At 63.0% G+C, this 24,640-nt stretch carries 21 protein-coding genes; 6 read left to right on the top strand and 15 right to left on the bottom strand.

Annotated elements, in window-relative coordinates; translation table 11 throughout:
• Window positions 1–43 precede the first annotated feature (43 nt).
• Window positions 44–1,279, top strand: coding sequence for an acyltransferase family protein (locus tag J2W46_RS12160; RefSeq protein WP_310353983.1), 1,236 nt, complete (start codon window positions 44–46; stop codon window positions 1,277–1,279).
• A 74-nt stretch (window positions 1,280–1,353) separates the two neighbouring features.
• The gene (locus tag J2W46_RS12165) at window positions 1,354–1,608 is read left to right on the top strand and encodes a hypothetical protein (protein ID WP_087753314.1); all 255 of its coding nucleotides are present in this window, start codon (window positions 1,354–1,356) and stop codon (window positions 1,606–1,608) included.
• Between the two features lie 43 nt (window positions 1,609–1,651).
• Here J2W46_RS12165 and J2W46_RS12170 read toward each other — a convergent pair whose 3' ends face one another.
• Window positions 1,652–3,553 carry an AAA family ATPase gene (locus tag J2W46_RS12170; protein ID WP_310353985.1) on the bottom strand — a complete coding sequence of 634 codons (1,902 nt, stop codon included), beginning with the start codon at window positions 3,551–3,553 and terminating at the stop codon, window positions 1,652–1,654.
• A 526-nt stretch (window positions 3,554–4,079) separates the two neighbouring features.
• Here J2W46_RS12170 and J2W46_RS12175 point away from each other — a divergent pair.
• Entirely contained in the window at window positions 4,080–4,703 is a 624-nt protein-coding gene (locus tag J2W46_RS12175) for an ABC transporter ATP-binding protein (RefSeq protein ID WP_310353987.1), read from the top strand.
• A 38-nt stretch (window positions 4,704–4,741) separates the two neighbouring features.
• Here the strand turns inward: J2W46_RS12175 and J2W46_RS12180 are convergent, their stop codons facing one another.
• From J2W46_RS12180 to J2W46_RS12190, 3 genes are all read right to left on the bottom strand, one after another.
• Window positions 4,742–5,749 (bottom strand): zinc-dependent alcohol dehydrogenase family protein, encoded by a 1,008-nt coding sequence (locus tag J2W46_RS12180; protein WP_310353988.1) that lies wholly within the window; start codon window positions 5,747–5,749, stop codon window positions 4,742–4,744.
• Between the two features lie 120 nt (window positions 5,750–5,869).
• Window positions 5,870–6,829, bottom strand: a complete 960-nt coding sequence (locus J2W46_RS12185; protein ID WP_310353990.1) for an O-fucosyltransferase family protein — start codon at window positions 6,827–6,829, stop codon at window positions 5,870–5,872.
• A gap of 133 nt (window positions 6,830–6,962) precedes the next feature.
• Window positions 6,963–8,516, bottom strand: a complete 1,554-nt coding sequence (locus tag J2W46_RS12190; protein WP_310353992.1) for a tetratricopeptide repeat protein — start codon at window positions 8,514–8,516, stop codon at window positions 6,963–6,965.
• Between the two features lie 265 nt (window positions 8,517–8,781).
• On the opposite strand from J2W46_RS12190, the gene J2W46_RS12195 reads away from it, so the two are divergent.
• Both J2W46_RS12195 and copM read left to right on the top strand, forming a co-directional pair.
• The gene (locus J2W46_RS12195) at window positions 8,782–8,979 is read left to right on the top strand and encodes a heavy-metal-associated domain-containing protein (RefSeq protein ID WP_310354155.1); all 198 of its coding nucleotides are present in this window, start codon (window positions 8,782–8,784) and stop codon (window positions 8,977–8,979) included.
• Window positions 8,980–9,021: 42 nt separating this feature from the next.
• Window positions 9,022–9,420 (top strand): CopM family metallochaperone, encoded by a 399-nt coding sequence (gene copM / locus J2W46_RS12200; RefSeq protein WP_310353994.1) that lies wholly within the window; start codon window positions 9,022–9,024, stop codon window positions 9,418–9,420.
• An 80-nt stretch (window positions 9,421–9,500) separates the two neighbouring features.
• On the opposite strand, the gene J2W46_RS12205 is transcribed toward copM, so the two are convergent.
• From J2W46_RS12205 to prpC, 4 genes are all read right to left on the bottom strand, one after another.
• Complete coding sequence (locus J2W46_RS12205; protein WP_310353997.1) at window positions 9,501–9,965, bottom strand: hypothetical protein; 465 nt, start codon at window positions 9,963–9,965, stop codon at window positions 9,501–9,503.
• Window positions 9,966–10,228: 263 nt separating this feature from the next.
• Window positions 10,229–11,410: a 2-methylaconitate cis-trans isomerase PrpF gene (prpF, locus tag J2W46_RS12210; RefSeq protein ID WP_310353999.1), complete on the bottom strand. Its 1,182-nt coding sequence runs from the start codon at window positions 11,408–11,410 to the stop codon at window positions 10,229–10,231.
• A gap of 25 nt (window positions 11,411–11,435) precedes the next feature.
• A complete protein-coding gene (gene acnD / locus J2W46_RS12215; RefSeq protein ID WP_204523092.1) occupies window positions 11,436–14,033 on the bottom strand; it encodes a Fe/S-dependent 2-methylisocitrate dehydratase AcnD in 2,598 nt (865 codons plus the stop codon).
• Window positions 14,034–14,223: 190 nt separating this feature from the next.
• Window positions 14,224–15,393 (bottom strand): bifunctional 2-methylcitrate synthase/citrate synthase, encoded by a 1,170-nt coding sequence (gene prpC, locus J2W46_RS12220; RefSeq protein WP_310354002.1) that lies wholly within the window; start codon window positions 15,391–15,393, stop codon window positions 14,224–14,226.
• A gap of 222 nt (window positions 15,394–15,615) precedes the next feature.
• On the opposite strand from prpC, the gene prpR reads away from it, so the two are divergent.
• Window positions 15,616–17,631, top strand: a complete 2,016-nt coding sequence (gene prpR, locus J2W46_RS12225) for a propionate catabolism operon regulatory protein PrpR (protein ID WP_310354004.1) — start codon at window positions 15,616–15,618, stop codon at window positions 17,629–17,631.
• Here prpR and J2W46_RS12230 read toward each other — a convergent pair.
• From J2W46_RS12230 to J2W46_RS12260, 7 genes are read right to left on the bottom strand one after another with little or no spacing between them, the layout of a single operon-like run.
• Window positions 17,588–17,998, bottom strand: a complete 411-nt coding sequence (locus J2W46_RS12230) for a helix-turn-helix domain-containing protein (RefSeq protein WP_310354008.1) — start codon at window positions 17,996–17,998, stop codon at window positions 17,588–17,590. The two genes, prpR and J2W46_RS12230, sit on opposite strands and share 44 nt — an antisense overlap.
• The gene (locus J2W46_RS12235) at window positions 17,995–19,164 is read right to left on the bottom strand and encodes an NAD(P)/FAD-dependent oxidoreductase (protein WP_204523095.1); all 1,170 of its coding nucleotides are present in this window, start codon (window positions 19,162–19,164) and stop codon (window positions 17,995–17,997) included. Before J2W46_RS12235 ends, J2W46_RS12230 begins: the two co-directional genes overlap by 4 nt.
• Window positions 19,161–20,552 carry an FAD/NAD(P)-dependent oxidoreductase gene (locus J2W46_RS12240; protein WP_310354013.1) on the bottom strand — a complete coding sequence of 464 codons (1,392 nt, stop codon included), beginning with the start codon at window positions 20,550–20,552 and terminating at the stop codon, window positions 19,161–19,163. Before J2W46_RS12240 ends, J2W46_RS12235 begins: the two co-directional genes overlap by 4 nt.
• A complete protein-coding gene (locus J2W46_RS12245; RefSeq protein WP_020071313.1) occupies window positions 20,537–20,851 on the bottom strand; it encodes a (2Fe-2S)-binding protein in 315 nt (104 codons plus the stop codon). Before J2W46_RS12245 ends, J2W46_RS12240 begins: the two co-directional genes overlap by 16 nt.
• On the bottom strand, window positions 20,848–22,692 hold the full coding sequence (locus tag J2W46_RS12250) for an ABC transporter ATP-binding protein (protein ID WP_310354156.1): 1,845 nt from the start codon (window positions 22,690–22,692) through the stop codon (window positions 20,848–20,850). The genes J2W46_RS12245 and J2W46_RS12250 overlap by 4 nt, the downstream gene beginning before the upstream one ends.
• Window positions 22,692–23,639 (bottom strand): ABC transporter permease, encoded by a 948-nt coding sequence (locus tag J2W46_RS12255; protein WP_310354017.1) that lies wholly within the window; start codon window positions 23,637–23,639, stop codon window positions 22,692–22,694. The genes J2W46_RS12250 and J2W46_RS12255 overlap by 1 nt, the downstream gene beginning before the upstream one ends.
• The gene (locus J2W46_RS12260) at window positions 23,636–24,589 is read right to left on the bottom strand and encodes an ABC transporter permease (RefSeq protein WP_310354023.1); all 954 of its coding nucleotides are present in this window, start codon (window positions 24,587–24,589) and stop codon (window positions 23,636–23,638) included. The genes J2W46_RS12255 and J2W46_RS12260 overlap by 4 nt, the downstream gene beginning before the upstream one ends.
• Between the last annotated feature and the right edge of the window lie 51 nt (window positions 24,590–24,640).

Raw genomic sequence — 24,640 nt, forward strand, 5'->3', positions numbered from 1 at the left:
CGGTCGCGCGCCGCGCACCGCCCTCGCATTGGAAGACACTCACATGAACAACAGAATTGCCGGCTTCGACGGACTGCGCGCCATTGCCGTCCTGATGGTCTTTCTGCAACACCGGCTATTCGGCGATATCGGCGAGATAGGCCATCTGGGCGTATGGATCTTCTTCGCGCTGAGCGGCTTTCTGATCATCCGCATTCTGTCGGCCCAGCGGCAGCGCATCGAGCAAGGCGGCAGCGGTTTCAGAGCAGAACTCAAGCGCTTCCTGTTTCGCCGGACGCTGCGAATCTTTCCGATCTACTACCTGATGCTCACGGTGATGAGCGCGCTGATGCTGGTGGGCATGGCGAGTCCGGAACTCGCGAGCGGCATGCCGTATCACTTTGCCTACCTGTCGAACTTCTGGATCGGCTCGGTCCTGCATTACTGGCCGGGGCGCTACTCGCATTTGTGGAGTCTTGCCATTGAGGAGCAGTTCTATCTCGTGGTCGCACCGCTCCTGTTGCTGCTCGCAGCGCGGCGGCATCTGGCGGTATGCACGCTGATCGTCATGACGGGACTGGTTTCGCTTCTGGCGATGCGCGCCGCGCATTGGCAGGAGATCACGATCTACACGCATCCGTTGAGCAACTTCTGGTTGCTGGCGCTCGGTGGAATGGGCGGCTTGATGATTTCGGAGAAGGCCGGCGGTGTGGACGGTGCACGCGGTTCACGTGGTGCACGTGGTGTGCGGGCCCTGCTCGGACACGGCGCCACGCTGTTTGTTTTAAGCCTTTGTCTCGTGGGCTTTTGTGCAACCGAGCCGGCGTGGAGCGACATCGAGAATCCTTTGCTCTTTACCGTCGTCAGCGGCGCGTATGGGCTGTGCATAGCGGCGCTGGTGTGTTCGATTGCGTGCTGCCGGAATACGGTCGTGCTGGCTCTGCTGGAAGCGCGCTGGCTTGCGGGCCTCGGACGCATCAGCTATGGCTTCTATCTGTATCACAACCTCATTCCGGACCTGACGCGCAATCATCATGCGCAAGCGCTGTTCGGCGGTGTGGTGCCGCTGTGGGCACATGTGGCCGGGATTGGGGCGTCGTTTGCGATTTCGCTCGGCTTGGCGGTGCTGTCGTGGCGAATCATCGAAGAACCCATTCTTCGTTTGAAGACGCGGCGTGGCGCTTCGGACAAGGTAAGTGCTGATTCGAGGCACGCGGCAACACCTGCGTCCACTTCACCGGAGAAGCAGCATAGCCGGCGCGCGTTGACAGACGAAGGAACCGCTTCGGACGCAGCATGAGGTTGCATGAGGTCGCACTCGTGGCACAGCGGTTGCTGACAGATGACATGACCGTTACCAACTGGAGATGCGCCGTGGCCACTCAGCCCAATAGCCCGAACGAGCATGACCAGGACAAATCGGCCGATCCGGGCGGTCCGCCCACCGAGGTCTCGAAGCCCATTGGCGATGCAATCCCGACACCGGTCGAACCAGGGCTCGACCAGCCTCTGCCGGAAAAAGGCGCCGACTCGTTGCCCGCCGATGACGACGAAGCCAAGCGCGATCCTTTGGGCGAGACAGAAACGCCTCCCGGCGTTCCACCTCCGGGCCCGTCGGACTTCGCGTAGCGCGGTGGTGTCTGGCCGCTCAAGCGTGGTAGTGCGTGGCCGTTCAGGCCGCCTCGGGCTCGTGCACGATCTTCAGCGTGCTCTTGTGCTCCTTGATCAGGCGATACACCGTTTCGCCCGGCACCGTTTCCTGCTCGAGAAGTTCGTCTGCGATAGCGCGCAGCACGGGTTCATACGCGTGCAGCAGGCTATAGCACTGCTCGTTCAACTCCTTGAGCAGAACGTTCGCCTGCTCGATCGCGCCCTTCATCTGCAAACCCGCGTACTGCGAGGGCAATGCGGCGAGGCTAAACAGATTGCCGTCGCTGTTGAAGCCGAACTTCGACACCATGTCGAGGCTGATACGCGACGCTTCCTGCAGATCGGAGGCCGCACCGCTGGATGCTTCGGAAAACGCCAGGATCTCCGCGTTACGGCCGCCGAGCAAGACCTTCACTTCATTGCGAATCTCGGTCTCACGATAAAGATGCTTGTCCTGCGCCTTGGTGATAAGCGCGACGCCCAGCGCGCCGCCACGCGGCAGAATCGTGACCTCCTCGAGTACGCCGGTGCCGAGCAGCGCCGCAACCAGGCCATGCCCGGCTTCGTGCACGGCAATACGCGTGCGTTCGTCCTCGGTCAATGCGCGTTCCGCGCCGCTCACGTCGCCGATCCGCGCGATCTTGATCGCCTCGATGAAATGCTTCGCCGCGATTTCCGTGTCGCCGGCTTTGCGCGCGACGAGCCCCGCCTGATTCACGACCATCGCGACGGTCGCCGGCGACAAGCCTGTCGTAAGGCGCGCGAGTTGATCGTAGTCGATGTCCGCGGCCTTCGACTTCAGCCTCTCGGCATAGAAACGGAAAATCTTCGCGCGGTCCTCGCGATCGGGCAGGCGAACCTGCACGGTGCGATCGAAACGGCCGGGCCGGCGCAACGCCTCGTCCAGATTGTCCGGATGATTGGTGGCCGCAACGATAATCACGCCTTCGTTCGAGGCAAAGCCGTCCATTTCCGCAAGCAACTGATTAATGATGCGGTTGCTCTCCGCTTCGACGGGACCGCCGCCCGTGTCGGTGCGCTTCGCGAGGCCGTCGGCTTCGTCGATAAAGATCACCGTGGGCGCGTTCTTGCGCGCCATTTCGAACAGATGTTTGACCTTCTGGATGCCCACGCCGTAATACTTTGCGCTGAAATAGCTGCCGGTGATCGAGATGAAGCTCGCGCCGCATTCTCCTGCCAGCGCCTGTGCGAGCCGGGTTTTGCCCACGCCGGGGCCGCCCACCATCAGGATGCCGCACGGCGCTCGTACGCCCATCGACGTGAACTGCTTCGGGTTCGACAGATAGCCGCGAATGTCCGCGAGCGCCGCCTTCGCTTCGCCGGCGCCGATCACGTCGTCAAAGCGCAGCGTGGGCGCCTTGCCGAGCAGCGTCGCGCCGCCGCGCATCTCACGGCGCATGAACCACACCATGCCGCCGATCAGCAGCAACGGCAGCAGCAGGCTGATTACGTCGCGCGTCTGGTCGAAAGCCTGCACCCAGTTCGAACCGCCCGTGCGGATGTCCGCGTCGGGCAGCCACACCAGCTGGTATGAAGCCGCGTCGCCGTTCTTCGGCTCGCCGAGTAACAGCGCGTGCGAAAAGGTCGCGTTGTGGTCGGTCACGAAATATTTGGAGCCGTCGCGCCTCGACACGAGAATCGCACTGGGACTCACACCGATTGCGGCAACCTTCGCGTCATGAATGTCGCGCAGCATTTGCGACGCGTCTTTCTCCTCGCGCGTCCAGGCCGACGTGTCGTGGCGCATCTGGTTGGCGACGCCGGTCAGCGCGGGCGCAACCTGCGCCGAGCGCTGCTGGTAATGCCACAAACTGAATGCGAGCGTCAATGCGACAAGCGCCGCCGCCGCAATGACGAATTTGCGCGTGCGTGTTTTCCCAAGCGAATTCTTTCCCGGCTTCATGAGTCACTTCCAAAAACGGGCTCAAGCGAGCCCCGATACAAATCGAATTAGAGAGGATGAGCGGTTGGGAGAGGAATCGGCAATTGCGACGCCATGCCTGCCTGGAAGAAAGGACACCCAACCATGCGTCCCTTTTTCACCCGCCGCGTATAAGCCAGTATGCCGTGCGGCTGCTTCTTCCAAATCGCAGAAAAGGCCTGTTTCTACCGCTTATCCCGCATGTTGAGGCTGGCGGAAATTGGGGGCGCGAGTGGCGCATGGGTGCGGAAGAAAACTGCTCCGCCGCACAGTTTAGCAGCGCAAAAAAGGCCGCGTATTCTGTAGACCTATCATTTCACCCCGCCCTATTTTTTTATGAAAGCGATGCAGTTTTGAGATTAAGGGCTAGCGGGATGGCGATACCGCCGTGAGCACGCGGAAAATCGGAACAATCGTCCGGTTTTTGATAGGCTTCGCCATCCGTCTAAAATCGCGCGCGCTCCTCACAATGGACGTTGCGTAGCGACTCACACTACACGTCACACTCATGCTTCGTTTCGAAAACCTCAGCAAGCGCTATGGCGACCGCGTCATCTTTCAGCGACTGTGGCACGACTCTGCCGCAGGCTGCGTGGCGCTCAACGACGAGTCCGGCAGCGGCAAATCGACTTTGCTCGGCATGCTTGCCGGCGCAATCGAGGCTGATGAAGGGGAAATCTGGATCGGCAACCATTCACTGCGCACGGCACGTAAGGCCGCGCAATCGCTGCTGACGTACGTGCCGGAGGATTGCATGCCGTCACCTGATCCGACCGGTCGCGAATATCTGCAACGCGTGGCTTCGGCGAGAAACGCGGTGGTCAGCGACGCAGCGCTGGCGCTCGCCGACCGCTTCGGACTCACGCCGCATCTGGAAAAACGCTTTGAACAGATGTCGTTCGGCACGCGCAAGAAGTTTTTTCTAACAACCGCGGTGATTGGCGAAACGAAAGTGCTGGTCGCGGACGAGCCCGTTGGCGGACTCGACGCCGCCGCCCGTGCGGTGCTGGTGGATCTGTTCACGACGCTCGCGCAAACCCGCACCGTGTTTTTCTCCAGCTACGACGAAGCGTTCACCGAAGCATGCGCGGCCAGAAGCGTCACGTTCGCAGATCTCGCGCAGCGCGGTTGAGCATCACCGCGTTGCGCGGACGCTCAAGCGCGTCGTGCTCAGATCGATACGCAAATCTTTCCGAAGTGTGCGCCCGCCGCTTCATGCCTGAACGCGTCGCCGAGCTTCGCGAGTTCGAACGTGCTGTCGATGACAGGCTTGATGCCGGTCACTTCGAGCGCGCGAGTCATGTCGCGCTGATCCTGCCGGCTACCGACAATCAGCCCCTGCAGCCGCTGTTGCCGTGCCATCAGCGCCGCGGTGGGCACCGGACCCGCGCGTCCGGTCAGCACGCCGATTAGCGCAATATGGCCGCCTATCCGGCAGGCGGTGATCGACTGCGGTAACGTGCCCGGACCGCCCACCTCGATCACATGATCGACGCCTCTGCCCCCGGTCAACGAGCGCACCGTTTTGCCCCACTCGGGATTCTCGCGATAGTTGATCGTGTGATCGGCGCCGAGCGCGCGAAGCTTTTCGAGCTTCGCATCCGACGAGGACGTCGCGATCACCGAGGCGCCCATCGTCTTGGCAAGCTGCAAGCCGAAGATCGACACGCCGCCGGTGCCGAGCACGAGCACCGTCGCACCCGGTTTCAACTGACCGTCGACGATCAGCGCGCGCCATGCCGTCAGTCCGGCAGTGGTGAGCGTCGCGGCTTCGGCTTGGCTGTAGCCTTTCGGTGCATGCGTAAAGTAGTGGCTCGGCAGCACGACGACTTCGCGCGCATAGCCGTCAACGCCGTCGCCGGGTGTGGTTTTGAAGTCGCCAATCGTGGGCGTACCGTTCTCCCAAAAAGGGAAGAAGCACGACACGACATGGTCGCCAGCCTTGAATTCGCCGACGCCTTCGCCGACTGCTTCGACGACACCCGCGCCGTCCGCCATTGGAATACGCCCGGCGTCGGCGGGCAACACGCCGCTTACGACGCCGTAGTCGTGAAAGTTCAACGAGCTGGCGTGGATACGTACGCGAACCTGGCCCGGGCCTGGCTGTCCCGGATCGTCGATATCGACCAACTGGAGATTGTCGACGCTGGCAGGCGTTCCGATCTTGACGGCTTTCATGTTGCGAGTCCTTTGTGATGTGCTTGGGCGCTCGGCGCGCGGCTTGTCACAAAAGCATATCGCAAGCCGCTCGAGCATGTCGCGAGGTCGGGCAGTCGCGCGGCGTCAGCGACGCGGCATTCAAGCCGCTTTGTCGTGCGCCGCCTGCTCGAGCCACAGCCGGCTGTCGGGAAACCAGAACGCATCTGGCCGCGGTGGAGCGACGAGCTTGACGGGCAGCGCAGGGTTGAAGATTCGGGACCACGCGGACAGATAAGACGGCGTTTTGACCAGATAGCCGCAGCGCGACAAAAGCAGACTGGACACCAGCGCTTCGCGCCCGACTTCCAGCCCCGGAAAGCCGCTGAAATGAACCGGCGTCGCACCGTTCGCAAGCAGCCTCGCGGGCGCGACGCTCACCGGCTTGCTGAACGGCAATGCGACGAAGTAATCGACAAAGGCCTGTTCGTCGCTTGAAATGAAAATGTGGTTCAAATGCGGATTTTCCGCCAGCGTCGTTTCGACGTGACGGCAAAAGTCTTTCCACGAAACGGGAACCGCTTCGAGCGTTTTGTCAGTGCCTCTGAAGTGTGCGCCCAGTGTGAAGGCGCTGATACCGAGCCGCTCGCAGACTGCATCGACCTCGCGAACGATATGCTGCGCCGGCCGATAGTATGCAAAGAACAGTTGACTCGCGCTGCCGAGTTCCAGCAAGTGCTCGTAACGTTGCCGGAAGCCCAACTGCACGAGGTCACGAACCGTCGAAGTCCTGAGCTTGCGCGCGAGCGGCAAGGCAGCCGGAGCGCGTACCGGTTCGAAGAACGCGGAGAACCAGTCGACCTTTCCATCGGCATCGCCATACAGGCCGCCGCGAGCGCTAATGCGCGGCAGCAGGCATTTTTCCTCACAAAACATGAGGATGAACAACACCATTTGCATGACGGAGAAAAAGCCGGAGTTCTCCTTGATTTCGATCGCAAAGACGCCCCGGTTGAGGCGCTGCATCGCATGAAGCGATATGCGGCGAGGCGTGGCGACGGAATGTTTGAATCGCTCGCTCCTTCGGATCTGTTTTGCCCTGTCGACGACTTTTCTCAACATGCCTGGCCCCTGTTAATCGATTATTTTGGCAAACGGCACCCGCCTCACCGGCGAGAGAAACCACAACACGACAGCGCCCGAGCTTAGCACCCCGAACTCACCATCCAGTAAATCTGGCGCGGCGTTGAGTTAGCTAGCGCACAAAGGAACGGTAAGTTATGCCCGGTTCATAACGCTGCTTCAATTGCGCCGCGACGCGCTCGATTACTTCGTCCCAATTTCCCCGTTGCGGTTGCGTGAAAATGCGCACTGTCGGATACCACGGGCTGTCCTCGCGATTGCGCAGCCACCGCCAGCAACCGGCAAAACGATTCAGCAACCACACCGGCTTGCCCATGGCCGCTGCCAGATGAGCGACCGACGTATCGACCGAAATGACGAGGTCCAGGTTGTCGATGATCGCGGCAGTGTCCGCAAAGTCCGACACGTCGTCCATCCAGTCGGTGAGATACGCTTTTGTCGAGGGGCTCGCACGCTTCGCGAGGTCGTCGGCTTTCTGCAAGCTGATCCAGCGAATCCGCGACAAAGAAAGCAATGGGGCGAACTGCGCCGATGTGAGGCTGCGCGCACGATCTTCGGTGAGCCCGGAGTGGCCGCCTGCCCATACGACACCGACGCGCGGCAGGTCCGGCCGGGACAACTCGCCGAGTTTTGCACGCCACTCGGCGGACCGCTGCGGCTCTGCGTGCAGATACGGCTCTGCTGGGATGTTGTCGAGGCGCGTGCCGAATGCGAGGGGCAACGACATCAACGGACATTGCCAGTCCCACTCTTTGGCATCAGGCATGACGTCGTCGAGCATGACGAGGCCCGGCCAGCGCGCACACAACGACTCTTCATAAAGGCGCCGCAGCGAGGGCGGGCAGATGTAGCCCACCTGGGCAAAACGTTCGAGTGCGAGCGGCAGGTAACGCACGAATTGCAGGCTGTCGCCGTGACCTTGCTCCGGCAGAACGAGGAGGCGCGCGCCGCCCGCCACGCCGGGGTCCTCGCCCTTCCACTGCGGCCATGGGAGTTCCGGCCGCTGCGATACGGGCTGCCTGTCGGCATCGACGAAATTGGCCCAACGGTCTTCGAAGTACGGCCACGCTTCTTCGTATCGGCCCGCTGCCAGCAGCACCTGACTGAGACTTGCGCGAGCGCCGCGATTGGACGGGTCTAACGTCATGGCGTGCCTGAGGTGCTGCTCGGCCTTGCTCAACGAGCCCAGGTCTTTCACGACGACGCCCAAGTTAGCGTGCGCCTGCACATAGTCCGGTTTCAGTTCGATCAACCTGCGATAGACTGCTGCCGCCTCTTCCGCGCGCCCTTGCAACTGCAGCGCGACGCCGAGGTAATAGTGAAGCGAAAGCGAATCCGGCTGATACGTGAGCCCCGCGCTGGCAGTGTGCACAATGCTCGCGAACGCGCGCAGCCTGATCTGGACGAGGCACAACATATCGAAGAACGGCGGCTGCGGCTCGACTTCTACCGCCCGCTCGATCCAGCGTTGCGCCAATGGCAGCTGGTCCTGTGCGAGCGCCACCAGTCCGCGCGAGTAAAGCGCGGCCGCGTGCGCCGAGTCATGCACAATGATTCGATCGAGAAGCGCCTGCGCCGTGTCGAAGCGACCTGCGAGGCGTGCTTCTTCCGCTTCGTTGAACCAGAGCGAAATGGCTTGGGGTGATACAGGGGACTGGTTTTGCATGAGCGCGCGAATGATTCTGCGTGGATGAGTCTGCGTGGATGAATCGTGAGACCTCGACTGGCGCAGGCTGCGAACGCTGGCCTGCGCATGAGGTGACGCCGATTATCGACGTCCAAGACGAGCGCCCGTGTAGGACCGTTCCCAATGACGGGCACAGATTGGCGTCAGCGGGAAAGGTAAAGACGCATGCTCGCAGGCTTGACCTTCCCGCCGTGGGAAGGTGCAAGATCGTCTTGAGACTTGTCTCAGGAGATTGGAAATGAAATTGGAATTAGCCGTTCCGGATATGTCTTGCGGTGGATGCGCAAACGCGATTGCTCGAGCGATTGCCGGTCTTGATCCGGCTGCCGCGGTCGACATCGACGTGTCCACGAGGATCGTCAAGGTCGCGTCGACGCTAACATCCACGCAACTCACGGAAGCAATCGCGGCGGCGGGATTTCATCCGTCGATGAGAGACTGATAGCCGCGCGTCGCTCGAACAACTTTTTAATGGGAATCGACTATGAAGAAACTTCGCGCTTTTCGTGCATTGTGCGTGTTCGGCGGTGTGGCATGCGCCGTCGCCACCGCGCCTGTTCACGCGCAACACACGGCCTCCATGCCCGGCATGGACATGTCTTCCTCTGCCGATGGGGCTTCCGGCGATTCGACGCCGGCGTTCAAAGCCGCCGACGAAAAGATGATGAAAGACATGAGCGCGCCGACCTACACGGGGGACGCCGATAAAGACTTCGTCGCGCACATGATCCCGCACCACCAGGGCGCGATAGACATGGCGCAGGTCGAACTCAAGTACGGCAAAGACCCGGAGTTGAAGCGCCTGGCGAAAAACATCATCAAGGCGCAGCGTGACGAAATCGGCTTCATGCAACGCTGGCAGGCCAAACACGGAGCGAAGTAACGCTGCGAAGGCGACGTGTGGTCAGACGGACACCCGCACGGAGAACGGCGGCCTTCGGTCGCCGGCAACGCTGTGTGTGTTCAATGACGCGTGACGTCGGGGCCGGGTCCTGCTTTCACGTCGTCGCTTGACGCTTCATCGAGGCAAGCGGTTTCTTGCGGACCGGTGCTCATGTCGGGCACCCGCGACGCGGGCTCCTTGGCTTCCTGAAGCAGGCGCGCCGCCCGGCTCGCCGTGATGCGCTTCTTGGCCACTCCTTTTGCATCGAGTGCGATCACCTGGAAGAGTTCGCGGTCACACGCAAGCTCCTGCTGATATTGCTCGCCGGTGCTGACGAGCAATTCCAGCATGGTCTGCTGCCGGCGGCGCTCGTCAATCGTGACGGCAGGATTCCTACATATCGTGGACGCAAGCGTGATCAACGAGTCGAGCTTGCTCATCTGACGGTCACAGAGATGGAAAGCCGAGAGCGCAAGCTTTTCGTACTGGAGAGCGTCGACGGGTGGCCGGGAATCGGCTTGCGATCGGCGTTTATTCTTACTCATTGTGCGATCTCGCTAAGACTTCAGTAGGTCGGCGGGCATTCGGTTGAGACGGGCAACACAGCCCAGCAGAGGCAGACGCATGCCTCATGTGGGCGGATGCGTGGTTACGATCACAGCTTCCAGACCTGACCGTTGAGTGTTTCTCGATGGCCCGGGGATTATAACCAGTGCGAAGCCACGCACGTTCAACCGGGCGCGCTAAATATCCACGTCCGAGCCTGAGTTCGACGCCACGCGTCCGGCCAGCACCGGAGCGCCTCTGCCTAGCCCTGCACCCTGACCCAACCCTCCATCAAAACTCTCGCACTGCGACTCATCACCGCCTTCGTGACGACCCACTCGCCACCGACAACTGCAGCCTCCGCCCCCACCCGCAGCGTGCCCGACGGATGCCCGAACCTCACCGCTTCACGCTCACCGCCGCCAGCCGCCAGATTCACCAACGTTCCCGGAATCGCCGCCGCAGTACCGATCGCCACAGCGGCCGTGCCCATCATCGCGTGATGCAGCTTGCCCATCGACATCGCGCGAACCAGCAGATCCGCGTCGCCCGAGCCGATCCGCTTTCCGCTCGACGACACGTAGTCGGCCGGCTTCGCAACGAACGCGATCTTCGGCGTATGCTGGCGCGTCGCGATTTCGTCCAGATGCTTGATCAGCCCCATGCGCAGCGCGCCGTGTGCGCGAATCGTCTCGAACATTGCGAGCGCCTTTTCATCGCTATTGATGGCGTCCTGCAACTCTGTGCCCTTGTAGCCGATCGCCTCGGCGTTCACGAAAATCGTCGGGATGCCGGCGTTGATCATGGTCGCCTTGAGCGTGCCGACACCCGGCACCTCGAGATCGTCGACGAGATTGCCGGTCGGGAACATCGAGCCGCCGGCGCCGTCTTCTTCCGCTGCGGGGTCCATGAATTCGAGCTGCACTTCCGCCGCCGGAAAAGTCACGCCGTCGAGTTCGAAGTCGCCCGTTTCCTGCACTGCGCCGTCGGTCATCGGCACGTGCGCGATGATCGTCTTGCCGATGTTCGCCTGCCAGATCCGCACGGTCGCCACGCCGTCACGCGGAATCCGGTTCGCCTCGACCAAACCCGCGCTGATCGCGAAAGGGCCCACTGCAGCGGAGAGATTGCCGCAATTGCCGCTCCAGTCGACAAACGGCTTGTCTATCGACACCTGTCCGAACAGGTAATCCACATCGTGATCGGGCTTGCTGCTTTTAGCGATGATCACCGTCTTGCTCGTGCTCGACGTCGCGCCGCCCATGCCGTCAATCTGCTTGCCGTACGGGTCCGGGCTGCCGATCACGCGCAGCAGCAGCGCGTCGCGCGCGGCGCCGGGCATTTGCGCCGCATCGGGCAAGTCCTGCAAGCGGAAGAACACGCCTTTGCTCGTGCCGCCACGCATGTAAGTGGCCGGAATTCTGATCTGCGGTTTATGCGCCATGAAACAGTGTCCTGAACGATATTGATTAAGCCGCCGCCTTCGACGACTCCAGAAAGTCCTGCGCAAAACGCTGCAGCACGCCGCCGGCCTCGTAGATGGAAAGCTCTTCGGCCGTGTCGAGCCGGCAGGTCACCGGCACCTCGACGCGCTCACCGCTTCGGCGATGAATCACCAGCGTCAGATCCGTGCGCGGCTTGCGTTCGCCGATTACGTCGAAGGTTTCCGTGCCGTCGATTGCCAGCGTAATGCGGTTCACGCCCGGCTTGAATTCGAGCGGCAACACGCCCATGCCGACGAGATTCGTGCGGTGAATCCGTTCGAATCCTTCCGCGACAATCGCTTCCGCGCCGGCAAGGCGCACGCCCTTGGCCGCCCAGTCGCGCGACGACCCCTGGCCATAGTCGGCTCCGGCGATCACGATCAGCGGCTGCTTGCGTTCCATATAAGTTTCGATCGCTTCCCACATGCGCGTGATCTTGCCCTCCGGCTCGATGCGTGCAAACGAACCGGCCTTCACCTTGCCGTCTTCAATCACCATTTCGTTCCTGAGCGTCGGGTTCGCGAACGTGGCGCGCTGCGCCGTCAGGTGATCGCCGCGATGCGTCGCGTACGAATTGAAGTCTTCTTCGGGCAAGCCCATTTTCGTCAGGTATTCGCCTGCCGCGCTGTCCGGCAAGATTGCATTCGACGGCGACAGGTGATCGGTCGTGATGTTGTCGCCGAGCACGGCGAGCGCACGCATGCCCTGCAGCGTGCGCTCGCCCGCAAGCGCGCCCTCCCAATACGGCGGACGGCGAATGTACGTGCTCATCGGACGCCAGTCGTAAAGCGGGTTCGCTTTCTCCTGCGTGTCCACCGACACCGCGAACATCGGCTCGTACACTTTGCGGAATTGCTCGGGCTTGACGCTCGAAGCCACGATTGCGTCGATTTCTTCGTCCGACGGCCAGATGTCCTTCAGTGTCACGTTATTGCCGTCGGCATCGACACCGAGCACATCCTTCTCTATGTCGAAGCGAATCGTGCCCGCAATCGCATAAGCCACCACCAGCGGCGGAGAAGCAAGAAACGCCTGCTTCGCGAACGGATGAATGCGGCCGTCGAAATTGCGATTGCCCGACAGCACGGCAGTTGCATACAGATCGCGCTCCACGATCTCCTTCTGGATCGCCGGGTCGAGCGCGCCGGACATGCCGTTGCACGACGTGCACGCATACGCGACGACGCCGAAGCCAAGCTGTTCGAGTTCGGGCAGCAAGCCGGCTTCTTCCAGATACAACGTGACGGCTTTCGAGCCAGGCGCGAGCGACGTCTTTGCCCACGGCTTGCGCGTGAGCCCGCGCCGGTTCGCGTTACGCGCGATCAGGCCGGCCGCGATCATGTTGCGCGGATTGTTGGTGTTCGTACAGCTCGTGATTGCCGCGATGATCACCGCGCCGTCCGGCATCAGGCCCGGCTCGTTCTCGACCTTGCCGCTGATGCCGCGCGCCGCCAGTTCGGAAACCGGCAAGCGCCGGTGCGGATTCGACGGCCCGGCGAGCGTGCGCACGACCGTCGACAGATCGAACTTCAGCACGCGCTCGTACTCGGCATGCGTGAGGCTGTCGGCCCACAAGCCGGCTTCTTTTGCGTAGGTTTCAACGAGCTTCACGAGTTCGTCGTCGCGGCCGGTCAGCTTCAGGTACTTGATGGTCTGCTCGTCGATATAGAACATGGCGGCGGTCGCGCCGAATTCGGGCGCCATGTTCGCAATCGTCGCGCGGTCGCCGAGCGTGAGCTTCGCCGTACCCTCGCCGAAGAATTCAAGGTATGCACCGACAACTTTTTCCTTGCGCAGGAACTCGGTCAGCGAAAGCACGACGTCGGTTGCCGTAATGCCTTCAGCAGGCTTACCCGTCAACTCCACGCCGACGATATCCGGCAGACGCATATACGACGCGCGGCCCAGCATCACACTTTCCGCTTCCAGTCCGCCGACGCCGATCGCGATCACGCCAAGCGCGTCGACCATCGGCGTATGCGAGTCCGTGCCCACCAGCGTATCGGGAAACGCGACGCCGTCGTTCACCTGCACGACCGGACTCATGCGTTCAAGGTTGATCTGATGCAAGATGCCGTTGCCCGGCGGAATCACGTCGACGTTCCGGAACGCCCGCTTCGTCCAGTTGATGAAATCGAAGCGGTCTTCATTGCGACGGTCTTCGATTGCCCGGTTCTTCGCGAACGCGTCCGGGTCGAAGCCGCCGCACTCCACGGCAAGCGAGTGGTCCACGACGAGTTGCGTCGGCACCACCGGATTGACCATCGCGGGGTCGCCGCCTTGCGCGGCGATCGCGTCGCGCAAACCTGCAAGATCGACCAGCGCGGTCTGGCCGAGAATGTCGTGACATACCACGCGCGCCGGAAACCACGGGAAATCCAGCTCGCGCTTGCGTTCCACGATCTGTTTCAACGACGCGACGAGCGTCACCGGATCGCAGCGCCGCACGAGGTTTTCGGCGAGCACGCGCGACGTGTACGGCAGCTTGTCGTATGCGCCGGCCTGGATTGCGTCGACGGCGGCGCGCGCATCGAAGAAATCAAGCTGGGTGCCGGGAAGGCGTTTGCGGTAGGCAGTATTCATGGCGTGGGGACCAACAGTAATGATGCGGGAACAAGGGCGGCGGCCATCGCATTGAGCGGGCGTTTTTAACGGCGCGTTCCTGCCTGGGTGAAGCAATCGGTCTAGTGTAGCTCGCTACGGCAAAGAGCGACCCTGGCTCGGGGTATCGGCGAGCCAGAGTCCACGTGCTTGCGCGAGGGCTCTGACGGCGTTAGCCGCGCTTCGCGAGCGGCACGAACGGCAGATCGTCGGGACCGGTGTAATTCGCGCTCGGGCGAATGATCTTGTTGTCGATCCGTTGCTCGATGATGTGCGCGCTCCAGCCGGCCGTGCGTGCAATGACGAAAAGCGGCGTGAACATCGCCGTGGGCACGCCCAACATGTGATACGACACGGCGCTGAACCAGTCGAGGTTGGGGAACATCTTCTTCGCTTCCCACATCACCGATTCGAGTCTTTCCGCGATGTCGAAAAGCTTGTTGTTGCCCGCTTCCTTCGAAAGCTTCTTCGCTACTTCCTTGATGACCTTGTTGCGCGGGTCCGAGATCGTGTAGACGGGATGTCCGAAGCCGATCACCACTTCCCTGTTCTCAACGCGCCGGCGGATATCGCTTTCCGCTTCGTCCGGCGTCTGGTAGCGCGACTGGATCTCGAACGCGACTTCGTTTGCGCCGCCGTGCTTCGGTCCGCGCAGCGCGCCAATTGCGCCCGTGATTGCCGAGTAGATGTCAGACCCGGTGCCCGCGATCACGCGCCCCGTGAACGTCGACGCGTTGAACTCATGCTCGGCATACAGGTTCAGCGACACGTGCATTGCATCGACCCACGACTTCGACGGCTCGACACCATGCAGCAGATGCAGGAAGTGGCCGCCGATCGAGTCGTCGTCGGTTTCCACTTCAATGCGTTTGCCGTTGTGCGAATAGTGGTACCAGTAGAGCAGCATCGAGCCGAGCGACGCCATCAGTTTGTCGGCGATATCGCGCGCGCCGGGCAGGTTGTGATCGTCCTTCTCCGGCAGCACGGTGCCGAGCACCGAGACGCCGGTGCGCATCACGTCCATTGGATGCGCGGCAGCGGGAATCCATTCGAGCGCGGCCTTCACATTGGCGGGCAGGCCGCGCAACGCCTTGAGCTTCGTCTTGTAGGCGGTCAGTTCGGCCTGTGTCGGCAGCTTTTCGTGCACGAGCAGATACGCGATCTCCTCGAACTCGCAATTACCCGCGATGTCGAGAATGTCGTAGCCGCGGTAGTGCAGATCGTTGCCGGTCTTGCCGACCGTGCAGAGTGCCGTGTTGCCCGCGGTCACACCGGACAGCGCGACGGATTTCTTCGGTTTGAATGCGCCCGCGTTCGGCGTGCTGTTATCTGCTTCGCTCATCAGTCTGTCTCCAGTTGCGATCCTACGTTTTTGAACGGGTCGTTAAACGCAAAGATCGGGCCATGCGCTACGGCGGGCGCTAAGTGCCTGTTTCGGCGGAGATCCCGTCTTCTGCGAAATGCCGATGATTTCACTCATGAAATTGGCGAATTTCATTTTTGAAATGGATGCGCGCATAATGACTGCATCTAGCCAATCGAGAGCGCACCGCGCGCCACTGCCGTGAGCACTGCCCCCTTCGACCCCGTCCAGCGCCCGCGCATCTGGGCGCTCAGCATCAGCCGCCTGCGCGACCTGTTTTTCGATATCGCCGGCGAATATGTGGAGCGCGCCGACCTGCGCATCGTTGCGCAAGGTTTTGAAGATGCCGTTCGTGAAATCGAGGCCGCCGGAGCGTCGCGTCCCGATGTCGTCATCGCGGGCGGCTCGAACGGCGCTTATCTGAAGACGCGCGTCGCCGTGCCGGTCGTGATGATCACGCCAACGGGCTTCGACGTAATGCACGCGCTCGCGCGCGCTCGCCGCGACGGCTCGAAAATCGCATTGGTCACGCACGGCAATACGCCCGACGAGATTCGCCGCTTCGTCACCGCATTCGGGCTCGACGTGACGTTCGCCTCGCATCAATCGGCGCAAGACGCGGAAAGCGTCGTGCTCGATCTACGCGACCGGGGCGTGGACGTGGTGGTCGGCCCAGGTCTCGTGACCGACCTGGCCGCGAACGCCGGCATGGGCGCTGTGTTTCTCTACTCACGCGCGTCGGTGCGTGCGGGTTTCGACACGGCGCTCGAAGTCGCGCAAGCCACGCGGCGCGAAACGATCCGCCGTCAACGGCTCGACAATCTGCTGCAACACCTGCGCGACGGCGTCGTCGCGCTCGACTCGCAAGGCCGCGTAGAAGCGATGAACCAGCGTCTTGCCGCCGTGCTCGGTATCGACGCGGCAAATGCAGTGGGCCGCACGTTCCTCGAACTTGCACCGGATCTCGACGGCAGCCTGCCCGATTCGGACGGCGACGCGTTTTGCACCGTGCGCGGCGCGAGCTATGTCGTGCATCGCGGGCCGCTTGCAACGAGCGGAGCCGCGGCGGGCACGGTGCTGACGTTCCAGGAATCGCGCGCGGTCGAGCGGCTCGACCGCACATTGCGCTCGCGTCAGCGTGTGCAGCAGTTCAGCGCGCGGTATCGGCTCGAAGACATGGTCGGCGCGTCGGAGTCCATGCAACGGGTGCGCGCGCTCGTGCAGCGTTACGCAAGGTCGGACGCTACCGTGTTGATTCTCGGCGAGAGCGGCACCGGCAAGGAGATGGTCGCGCAAAGCATGCATCACCTGAGCGCGCGGCGCGACTTCGCGTTCGTCGCCATTAATTGCGGCGCCTTCCCCGAAGCTTTACTGGAAAGCGAGTTGTTCGGATACGAAGAAGGCGCATTCACCGGCGCGCGCAAAGGCGGCAAGGCCGGGTTGATTGAAGTCGCGCATCGCGGCACGCTGTTTCTCGACGAAATCGGCGAAATGCCGCTCTCGTTGCAAAGCCGCTTGTTGCGCGTGCTGCAGGAGCGGGAAGTCGTGCGGCTCGGTTCGACCGAACCCACGCGCGTCGACATTCGTGTCGTCGCGGCGACGCACCGTGCGTTGACTGCGGGCATCGAAGCCGGTACTTTCCGCGCCGATCTGTACTACCGGCTCAACATTCTCAGCATTGCGCTGCCGCCGCTGCGCGAGCGTCCAAAGGACCTGATTCCGCTCGCGGTCGAGTTGTTATTGCAAGCCGCAGCGCGTGAGCCGAGGCTCGCCGCGCGTCTGCCCGACGCCGCCGCTGCTGAACGCGCTCTTGCCGGGCTCGCCGAGCCGTTGCAGCGCTATGCGTGGCCCGGCAACGTGAGGGAATTGCAGAACGTGGTCGAGCGCATCGCGGTCGAGCTTGCCGAGATGGAGACCGAGACGAACGTGGGCCTGCACGCGGACGCCGCAGCACAAACCAGCCCAAGCCGGAACGCTGCAATCGCGCAACCGCTCATTACACGCGACATGCTGCGCACCATCGCGCCCGAGATCACCGAGCCGCACCACACGCGCTCAAAGAGAGCCGCGCTCACGTTGCGCGAACGCAGCCGTCATGTGGAAGCCGACGAGATCCGTGCCGCCCTTGCCGCGCACGGCGGCGACCGCGACGCCGTTTGCGACGCGCTCGGCATCAGCAAGACGACCTTATGGCGGAAGCTGAACGCACCGCGCTAGCTTTCGCGCTCACGTTGCACTGCTTGCCCGCATTGCCAGGATTGGCCGTCGCGCGTTGAATGAACATGCTGGGCGTCATGCCGCAGCATCGTTTGAAGTGCCGGCCAAAGTGGCTTTGGTCGAAGAAACCGACCTCGGTGGCAACCACCGAGCCTGGCACGCCTTCAAGCAGCATCGTCTGCGCACGCTGAATCCGCACGCCGCACAGATAGCGATACGGCGAAGAACCGTATTGCTGCCGGAACACCGTCGCGAAGCGCGACACGCTGAGCGCGGACAGTGCCGCGAGTTGCGCGAGCGTCACCGGCTCGTTGAAATGAGCTTCGATGAAAGCCCGCGCGGCATTAAGGCTGATGGACTGTTTCATGACGTCACGATGCTCGAGCGAGGCGCCGCTTCTTTTGCGAAACGCTGAATGGCGAACTTGTCCAGTGGAATCGGCGTGCTGCCCGTATCGACGAGTTCCGCCATCGTCTCGCCGACACCCGGGCCAATCTGAAACCCGGCGCCGTTGAAGCCGAATGCATAGAAAAGACCGTCGACCTTGCTGCTCGGACCGATCACCGGTTCGCCGTCGGGCAAATAACTTTCGACGCCGCTCCACACACGAATCACATGCAACGGCGCCAGCGCGGGGACGAGCCGCCGCATCTGCGCAAGCTGACGTACCGTGTTCTGAGGCAGGACCGACGCGCGGCTCGTCACCGGATCGGCCGGCCCGGCGGGACCGCCGCCGACGATGATATTGCCGCGCGGAATCTGCCGGAAGTAGATGCCTTCCTGCTTGATCGACGTGAACACGCCCATCGACGATTTGAACACGTAGGGCACCGGCTCAGTCACGCACATTTGCGGGCCGCTCACGGTAAGCGGCGCACCCTCGCCGAACTGTTCGGTAAGACGCGTCGCCCAGGCGCCCGCACAAATGACCAGTTGCGCGGCGCGGTACACGTCGCCCTGCGCGCTTTCCACGCGAAAACGGTCGCCGTCTTTTTCGACGCGCACGATCTCCGTGTTCTCGATCACCTGCGCGCCGAGCCGCGCCGCCGCGCGTCCGAATGCGGGTGCGGCCAGTCGCGGATTCGCATGGCCGTCGAGCGGCGAGATGGACGCAGCCAGCACTTCGCGTCCAAGAAACGGAAAGCGCCGGAACATCGCTTCGCCGTGCAGCACTTCGAGCTCAAGCCCGTGAGCGCGCGCGTCGATCGCGTACTGCTCGAAATTCTCGACGTCTTTCTGGTGATAGCACACGCGCGTATGGCCGACCGGCAGAAACTCGACATCGTCGCCGAGCAATTCAACCGAGCGCTGCCACGTACGCAACGCGCGGTTGGCCATCGCCAGTTGCGGCAATGCGCGGCCTTGCCGCCGAATGCCGCCAAAGTTCACACCGCTCGCCTGCTGCCCGGTCAGTCCGCGTTCCAGCAGAATCACCGAGCGATTGCGCCGGCTCAGGAAGAACGTCGTCGTGGTGCCCATGATGCCGCCGCCGATCACGATGACGTCCGCTTCGTTGCGATTGGCCGCGCTCATTGCGTCACCTCCTCGGTGAGTGCCTCGGTGAGTGCAACAGGCAGCGGCTTGACGGGCGCCTGGCCGCGCAACCGTCCCACCGACGACAACGGCACGCAAGCGGCCGCCGCAATGATCTCCGCGCCCGCGTGAGCGCAATAGCGCCCCTGGCAGCGCCCCATGCCGACGCGCGAAAACGCCTTTGCGCGATTGGCTTCCCGCGCGCCCGCCTCGCATACGACGCGACGCAACTCGCCCGCAGTAATCGCTTCGCAGCGGCAAACAATGGTCTCGTCCGGCAGCGACGCAGCGAACTTCGCCGGCCACGGAAACGCTTCGCGCAAGCCCGCAGCAAAGCGTGAGAAGCGCGTCAGTTCAGCGCGCAGGCCTTCCATGTCTTGCATGCTTCCCGTCTGCATGCCGTGGTCGTGCATGACGGCGAGCGCCGCGAGGCGGCCGGAACGTTCCGCTGCGTCCGCGCCGCGCACGCGCGCGCCGTCGCCCGCGAGATAGACGCCTTTGACGCTACTGCGGCCGTCGTTGTCCACTTGCGCGAGCCACTGCTGCGCTTCGTCGTCGAAAACAAAGCGGCAACCGGCCAGATCCGCAAGTTGTGTTTCCGGGCGCAAGTGATAGCCGAGCGCGACCGCATCGCAAGCTAACTCGATGCGCTTGCCGCCCGGCAGCGCCGCTTCCACGCCGCTCACGCCGGTTTGCGGGGAACCTTTGATCTCCAGAGGCTGCACGCCGCGATAAACCGGCACGCGCGCTTTCGACAACACGCGCGTCAACGCAATGCCCTTCTTGAGCGCGGCGGGAATCGCGAGCAAGCGCGGCAACGCGGCGACGCGCTGCATGAAGGTCGACGTGTCGAGCACCGCCGCGATCTGCGCGCCCGCCTTCACATATTGTGCGGACACGAGATACAGCAGAGGCCCGCTGCCCATCATGACGATGCGCGAGCCGATTGCGCAGCCTTGCGATTTCAGCGCGACTTGCGCGCCGCCAAGGCTATACGTGCCCGCCTGATGCCAGCCTTTGACGGGCATCAGCCGATCGGTTGCACCGCTGCAAATGATCAGCGCGTCGAACGGCAGCGTGCCGTAACGTGTGCCGCTCACTGTGTGCACCGCATTCGCCGAGATATTCCAGACGAGTGTCTCAGGCAGATAGTCGAGCCTGCTTCTCAGCGAATCGAAGCTTTGGTGCAATGAAGCGGCGCGCTCCGACTCCGTGCCATAAAGCGTGTCATAGCTGCGCGAGAAACCTTCAGGCTGACGCCGGTATATCTGTCCGCCGTCGCGCCGGCCTTCGTCGATAACCGTTGGACGCAGCCCGGCTTCGACAAGCGACTCTGCAGCACGCACCCCCGCCGGTCCCGCGCCGATCACGATTACACGCGGGGCCATACGCCCTCCCCGGCTTCGGCCAGTTTCGTCACGATCGACATGCCGGGTGCCGCCGGCGTGCTGCATGCGCGCACACGCTCGCCTTTCGCGGTCCACACCCAGCAGTCCTGGCAGGCGCCCATCAGACAGAAACCGGCGCGGCGGCCATCGCCGAATTCGGAATCGCGCAACGTGCTTCCGCTCGTGAGCAACGCGACCATCAGCGTGTCGCCTTCGGCGGCTTCGCGTAGCACACCGTCGACGGTAATCGGGAAGGTCTTGCGACCGGTTTCCGCGAGCCGCACAAATCGCTGGTTCATGCCGGGATCGTCTCCAGGGTTTGCAAACGGCTGAGCTCGGCCGCCGAATGATGGCAAAGAATCTCAGCGCCGGAAGGAAGTTTCTTGAGCGACGGCGCGGTCATATTGCACATACCGTCGATTCGCACGGGGCAACGTGACCGGAACGAACAGAGTTCGGGCACGTCGGCGCTCTCGCCCATCGCGGGCAATGCGCAAGCAGCCACGTGACGGCGCGCGTCGAGCCAGCCGGGCCTCAGTTCGGGCACCGAATCCACGAGCAACTCCGTGTACGGGTGATACGGCGGCGCGGCGAGCACGTCGCGCTGTCCTGCTTCGACGCGCTGACCCGCGTACAGCACGATCACTTCGTCGCAGATCGCGCGCACGGTGGAAATGTCGTGGCTGATGAACATGTACGACACGCCAAGCTCGCGCCGCAACTCGGCGAGCAGATCGAGAATCGCCGCGCCGACCACGGTGTCGAGCGCGGAGGTCACTTCGTCGCAGAGAATCAACGCGGGATCGGCGGCGAGCGCGCGCGCCAGATTGACGCGCTGCTTCTGGCCGCCGGACAAACCGGCAGGCGTGCGAGTCGCGATGGAAGCCGGCAGCTTCACCAGATCGAGCAGCGCGAGCATGCGTTTCTTTGCAGCAGCGCCACGCAGATGGTGATAGAACGCGAGCGGCCGGCCTAGAATGTCCGCAATCGAATGGCTCGGGTTCAGCGCGGTGTCCGCGTTCTGGAACACGATCTGGATCTGCCGGTACTGCTCGGGCGTGCGCCGCGACAGTTGCGCCGGCAGCGCCTCGCCATTGAACAGCACGTCGCCGCGTGCGCGGTCGACGAGCCCCGCAACCACGCGCGCAAGCGTCGTCTTGCCCGAGCCCGATTCGCCGATCACACCGAGCGCGCTACCGCGGGCAATGGTGAGACTCACGTCGTCGAGCACCCGTACGGCGGGCACGCCGGAACGGTCGATGCGGCCATAACCCGCGGACAGTCCGCGGATTTCCAGCAGCGGCGCCACGCGCTTTGCTTCTTCTGGCGGCGTGTCGAATGATGCTTCCGGGCGGCGCGTCGCGGCGAGCAGCTGACGAGTGTAGGCGTCGACGGGCGCGTCGAGCACCTGGGCGACCGCGCCGTTTTCCTTCACCGCACCGCCGTTCAGCACGACGATGCGATCGGCCATCTGCGCGACCACGGCAAGATCGTGCGACACATACACAGCAGTCGTGCCGAGTTCGCGCACCACCTTCTTGAAGGCGGCAAGCACTTCGATTTGCGTGGTGACGTCGAGCGCGGTAGTCGGTTCGTCGAACACGACGACAGCCGGATCGGTAATCAGCGCCATCGCGGCCATCAAGCGCTGCAACTGCCCGCCGGATACCTGATGCGGATAACGTTCGCCGATGGTTTCCGGCGCAGGCAACGCGAGCGCGCGAAAGAGCCCGATTGCCTTGGTCCGCGCGGCGTCTTTGGTCATCAACTGATGCAGCAGCGCAGGCTCGGTGACCTGATCCATGATCGTGCGCGCCGGATTGAAGCCGGCCGCCGCGCTCTGCGCGACATACGCGACGGTGCGTGCGCGCAATGCGCGGCGTCCCCGGGCGTCGAGCGACAGCACGTCGACGTCGCCGATCCGCACCGAGCCGCCGCTGATCGAGCAACCCGCGCGAGCATAGCCGAGCAGCGACAGCGCAATGGTCGTCTTGCCCGAACCGGACTCGCCGATCAGCGCGAGCACCTCGCCCTTCGCCACCGAAAAGTCGACGCCCTTGACGATCTCTGTCATCGGCCCGTGCGCCGCGCCCGCGACGACACGCAGCCCCTTCACTTCAATCATGTGCCGGTCGGCCATCATGCGTCTCCGTGGCTACGGCTGCGACGCCGCAAGTTGTCGATCAGCAGATTCATGCCGATGGTCAGCGTGGCAATCGCCACCGCCGGCATCAGGACCGCGGGTGCGCCTTCCGACAAGCCGCCGATGTTCTCGCGCACGAGCGAACCCCAGTCGGCGTTAGGCGGCTGCACGCCGAGGCCGAGAAAGCTCAGGCCGCTCAACAGCAGCACGATGAACACGAAGCGCAGCCCGAAATCCGCAAGCATCGGATGGATCATGTTCGGCAGCACCTCGACGCGCGCGATATATAGCAGGCCTTCGCCCCGCGCCCGGGCCACCTGCACGTATTCCAGGCCCATCAGGTTCAACGCGAGCGAACGCGAGATACGAAACGCGCCTGGAATGTAGGCGAGCGCGGCAACTGTGGTGAGCATCGTGATCGACGATCCGAACGCGGCGATCACGACGAGCGCGAGCACCTTGCTCGGAATCGAAATCAGCGCATCGAACAGGCGGCTCAACACTTCATCCACCCATTTGCCGGACACCGCCGCGAGCAGTCCGAAGAACGTGCCGATTACGCTCGCGAGCAACGCGGCGGCGAGCGCGAGGCCCACCGTATAGCGCGCGCCGTACAGAATGCGGCTTAGCATGTCGCGGCCGAGATAATCCGTGCCGAGCGGATAGGCTGCGCTATAGCGGCCGAAGATTTCCGTCGACGTCAGCGCGCCGCCTTTGTATGGCGCGACCAGCGGTCCGACGAAAGCGACCAGCAGCCAGAACAGGACCATGAGCAGGCCAAGCAGGCCGAGCACCGAAAAGCGCTGCACGAGGCGTTGCAACACATTCTGCTTAGCGCTCACCACTTCGACGGGTGGCGTCTCGGCGACGAGTTCATCGCGGCTGACGTCGTATAGCTCGGTGCCGGCGTGAGGAACGTGGGGATTGGTAGGTCGGCTCATCATCGACGCAGCCTCGGGTTGGATACGATCTGACACAGATCCGCGATCAGCACGAGCGCGAGATACGCGGCGCAAAACACCATCACGCAGCCTTGCACGAGCGGCATGTCGCGATTCGTCACGGCGTCGACCATCAGGCTCGCAAGGCCCGGATAATTGAAGATCGACTCGACGATCACCACGCCGCCGAACAGATACGAAAGGCTCAGCGCAACCGCGTTGGCAATCGGCCCAATGGTGTTCGGCAGCACGTGCCGCAACACCACGCGGCCCGGCGACGCGCCCTTGAGCAACGCCATTTCCACATACGACGAGTTGAGCTGATCGAGCACGGCGGCGCGCGTCATGCGAGCCATCTGCGCGACGATCACGCAGCACAGCGTCATGACCGGCATCGCGTAGATGCGCAGCAGCGCGCCGAACGAATTCACCTCGGACAGGTACGACAGCGCGGGCAGCCAGCGCAGCTTGACGGCGAAAATCAGCACCGCGACCGTCGCGACGAGAAACTCGGGAACGGCCACGGTCGACAGCGTCAGCACATTGAGCGCACGGTCGAGCAGCGAGCCGCGAAACATCGCCGACGCGATGCCGATTACCAGCGCGACCGGCACCGACACCACCGCGGTCAAGCCGGCGAGCACGAGCGAGTTCGGCAGGCGCGTCGCGATCAACTGGCTAACGGGCAGATTGTTCGACAACGACGTGCCGAAGTTGCCGGTCACAATATGAAGGAGCCACTCGAAGTAGCGTTGCAGCGCGGGCTGATCGAGCCCGAACTGATGCCGCAGGGCGGCGACGGCCTCCGGCGTGGCCGCCTGGCCGAGCGCCTGTTGCGCGGCATCGCCGGGAAGCAGGCCCGTCACGCCGAACACGATTGCCGAGACCAGCAGGAGCGTGAACAGCGCAAGGCCGAGGCGCGCGGCAATGAGTCGTTGCGCGTGTGCTTTCATTGAAAGTCGCCTCCTTTTTTGCAGCATGCGCGCCGCGTCGCAACGGCGAGC

This window comes from Paraburkholderia strydomiana, from assembly GCF_031456815.1.
Lineage (GTDB): Bacteria > Pseudomonadota > Gammaproteobacteria > Burkholderiales > Burkholderiaceae > Paraburkholderia > Paraburkholderia caledonica.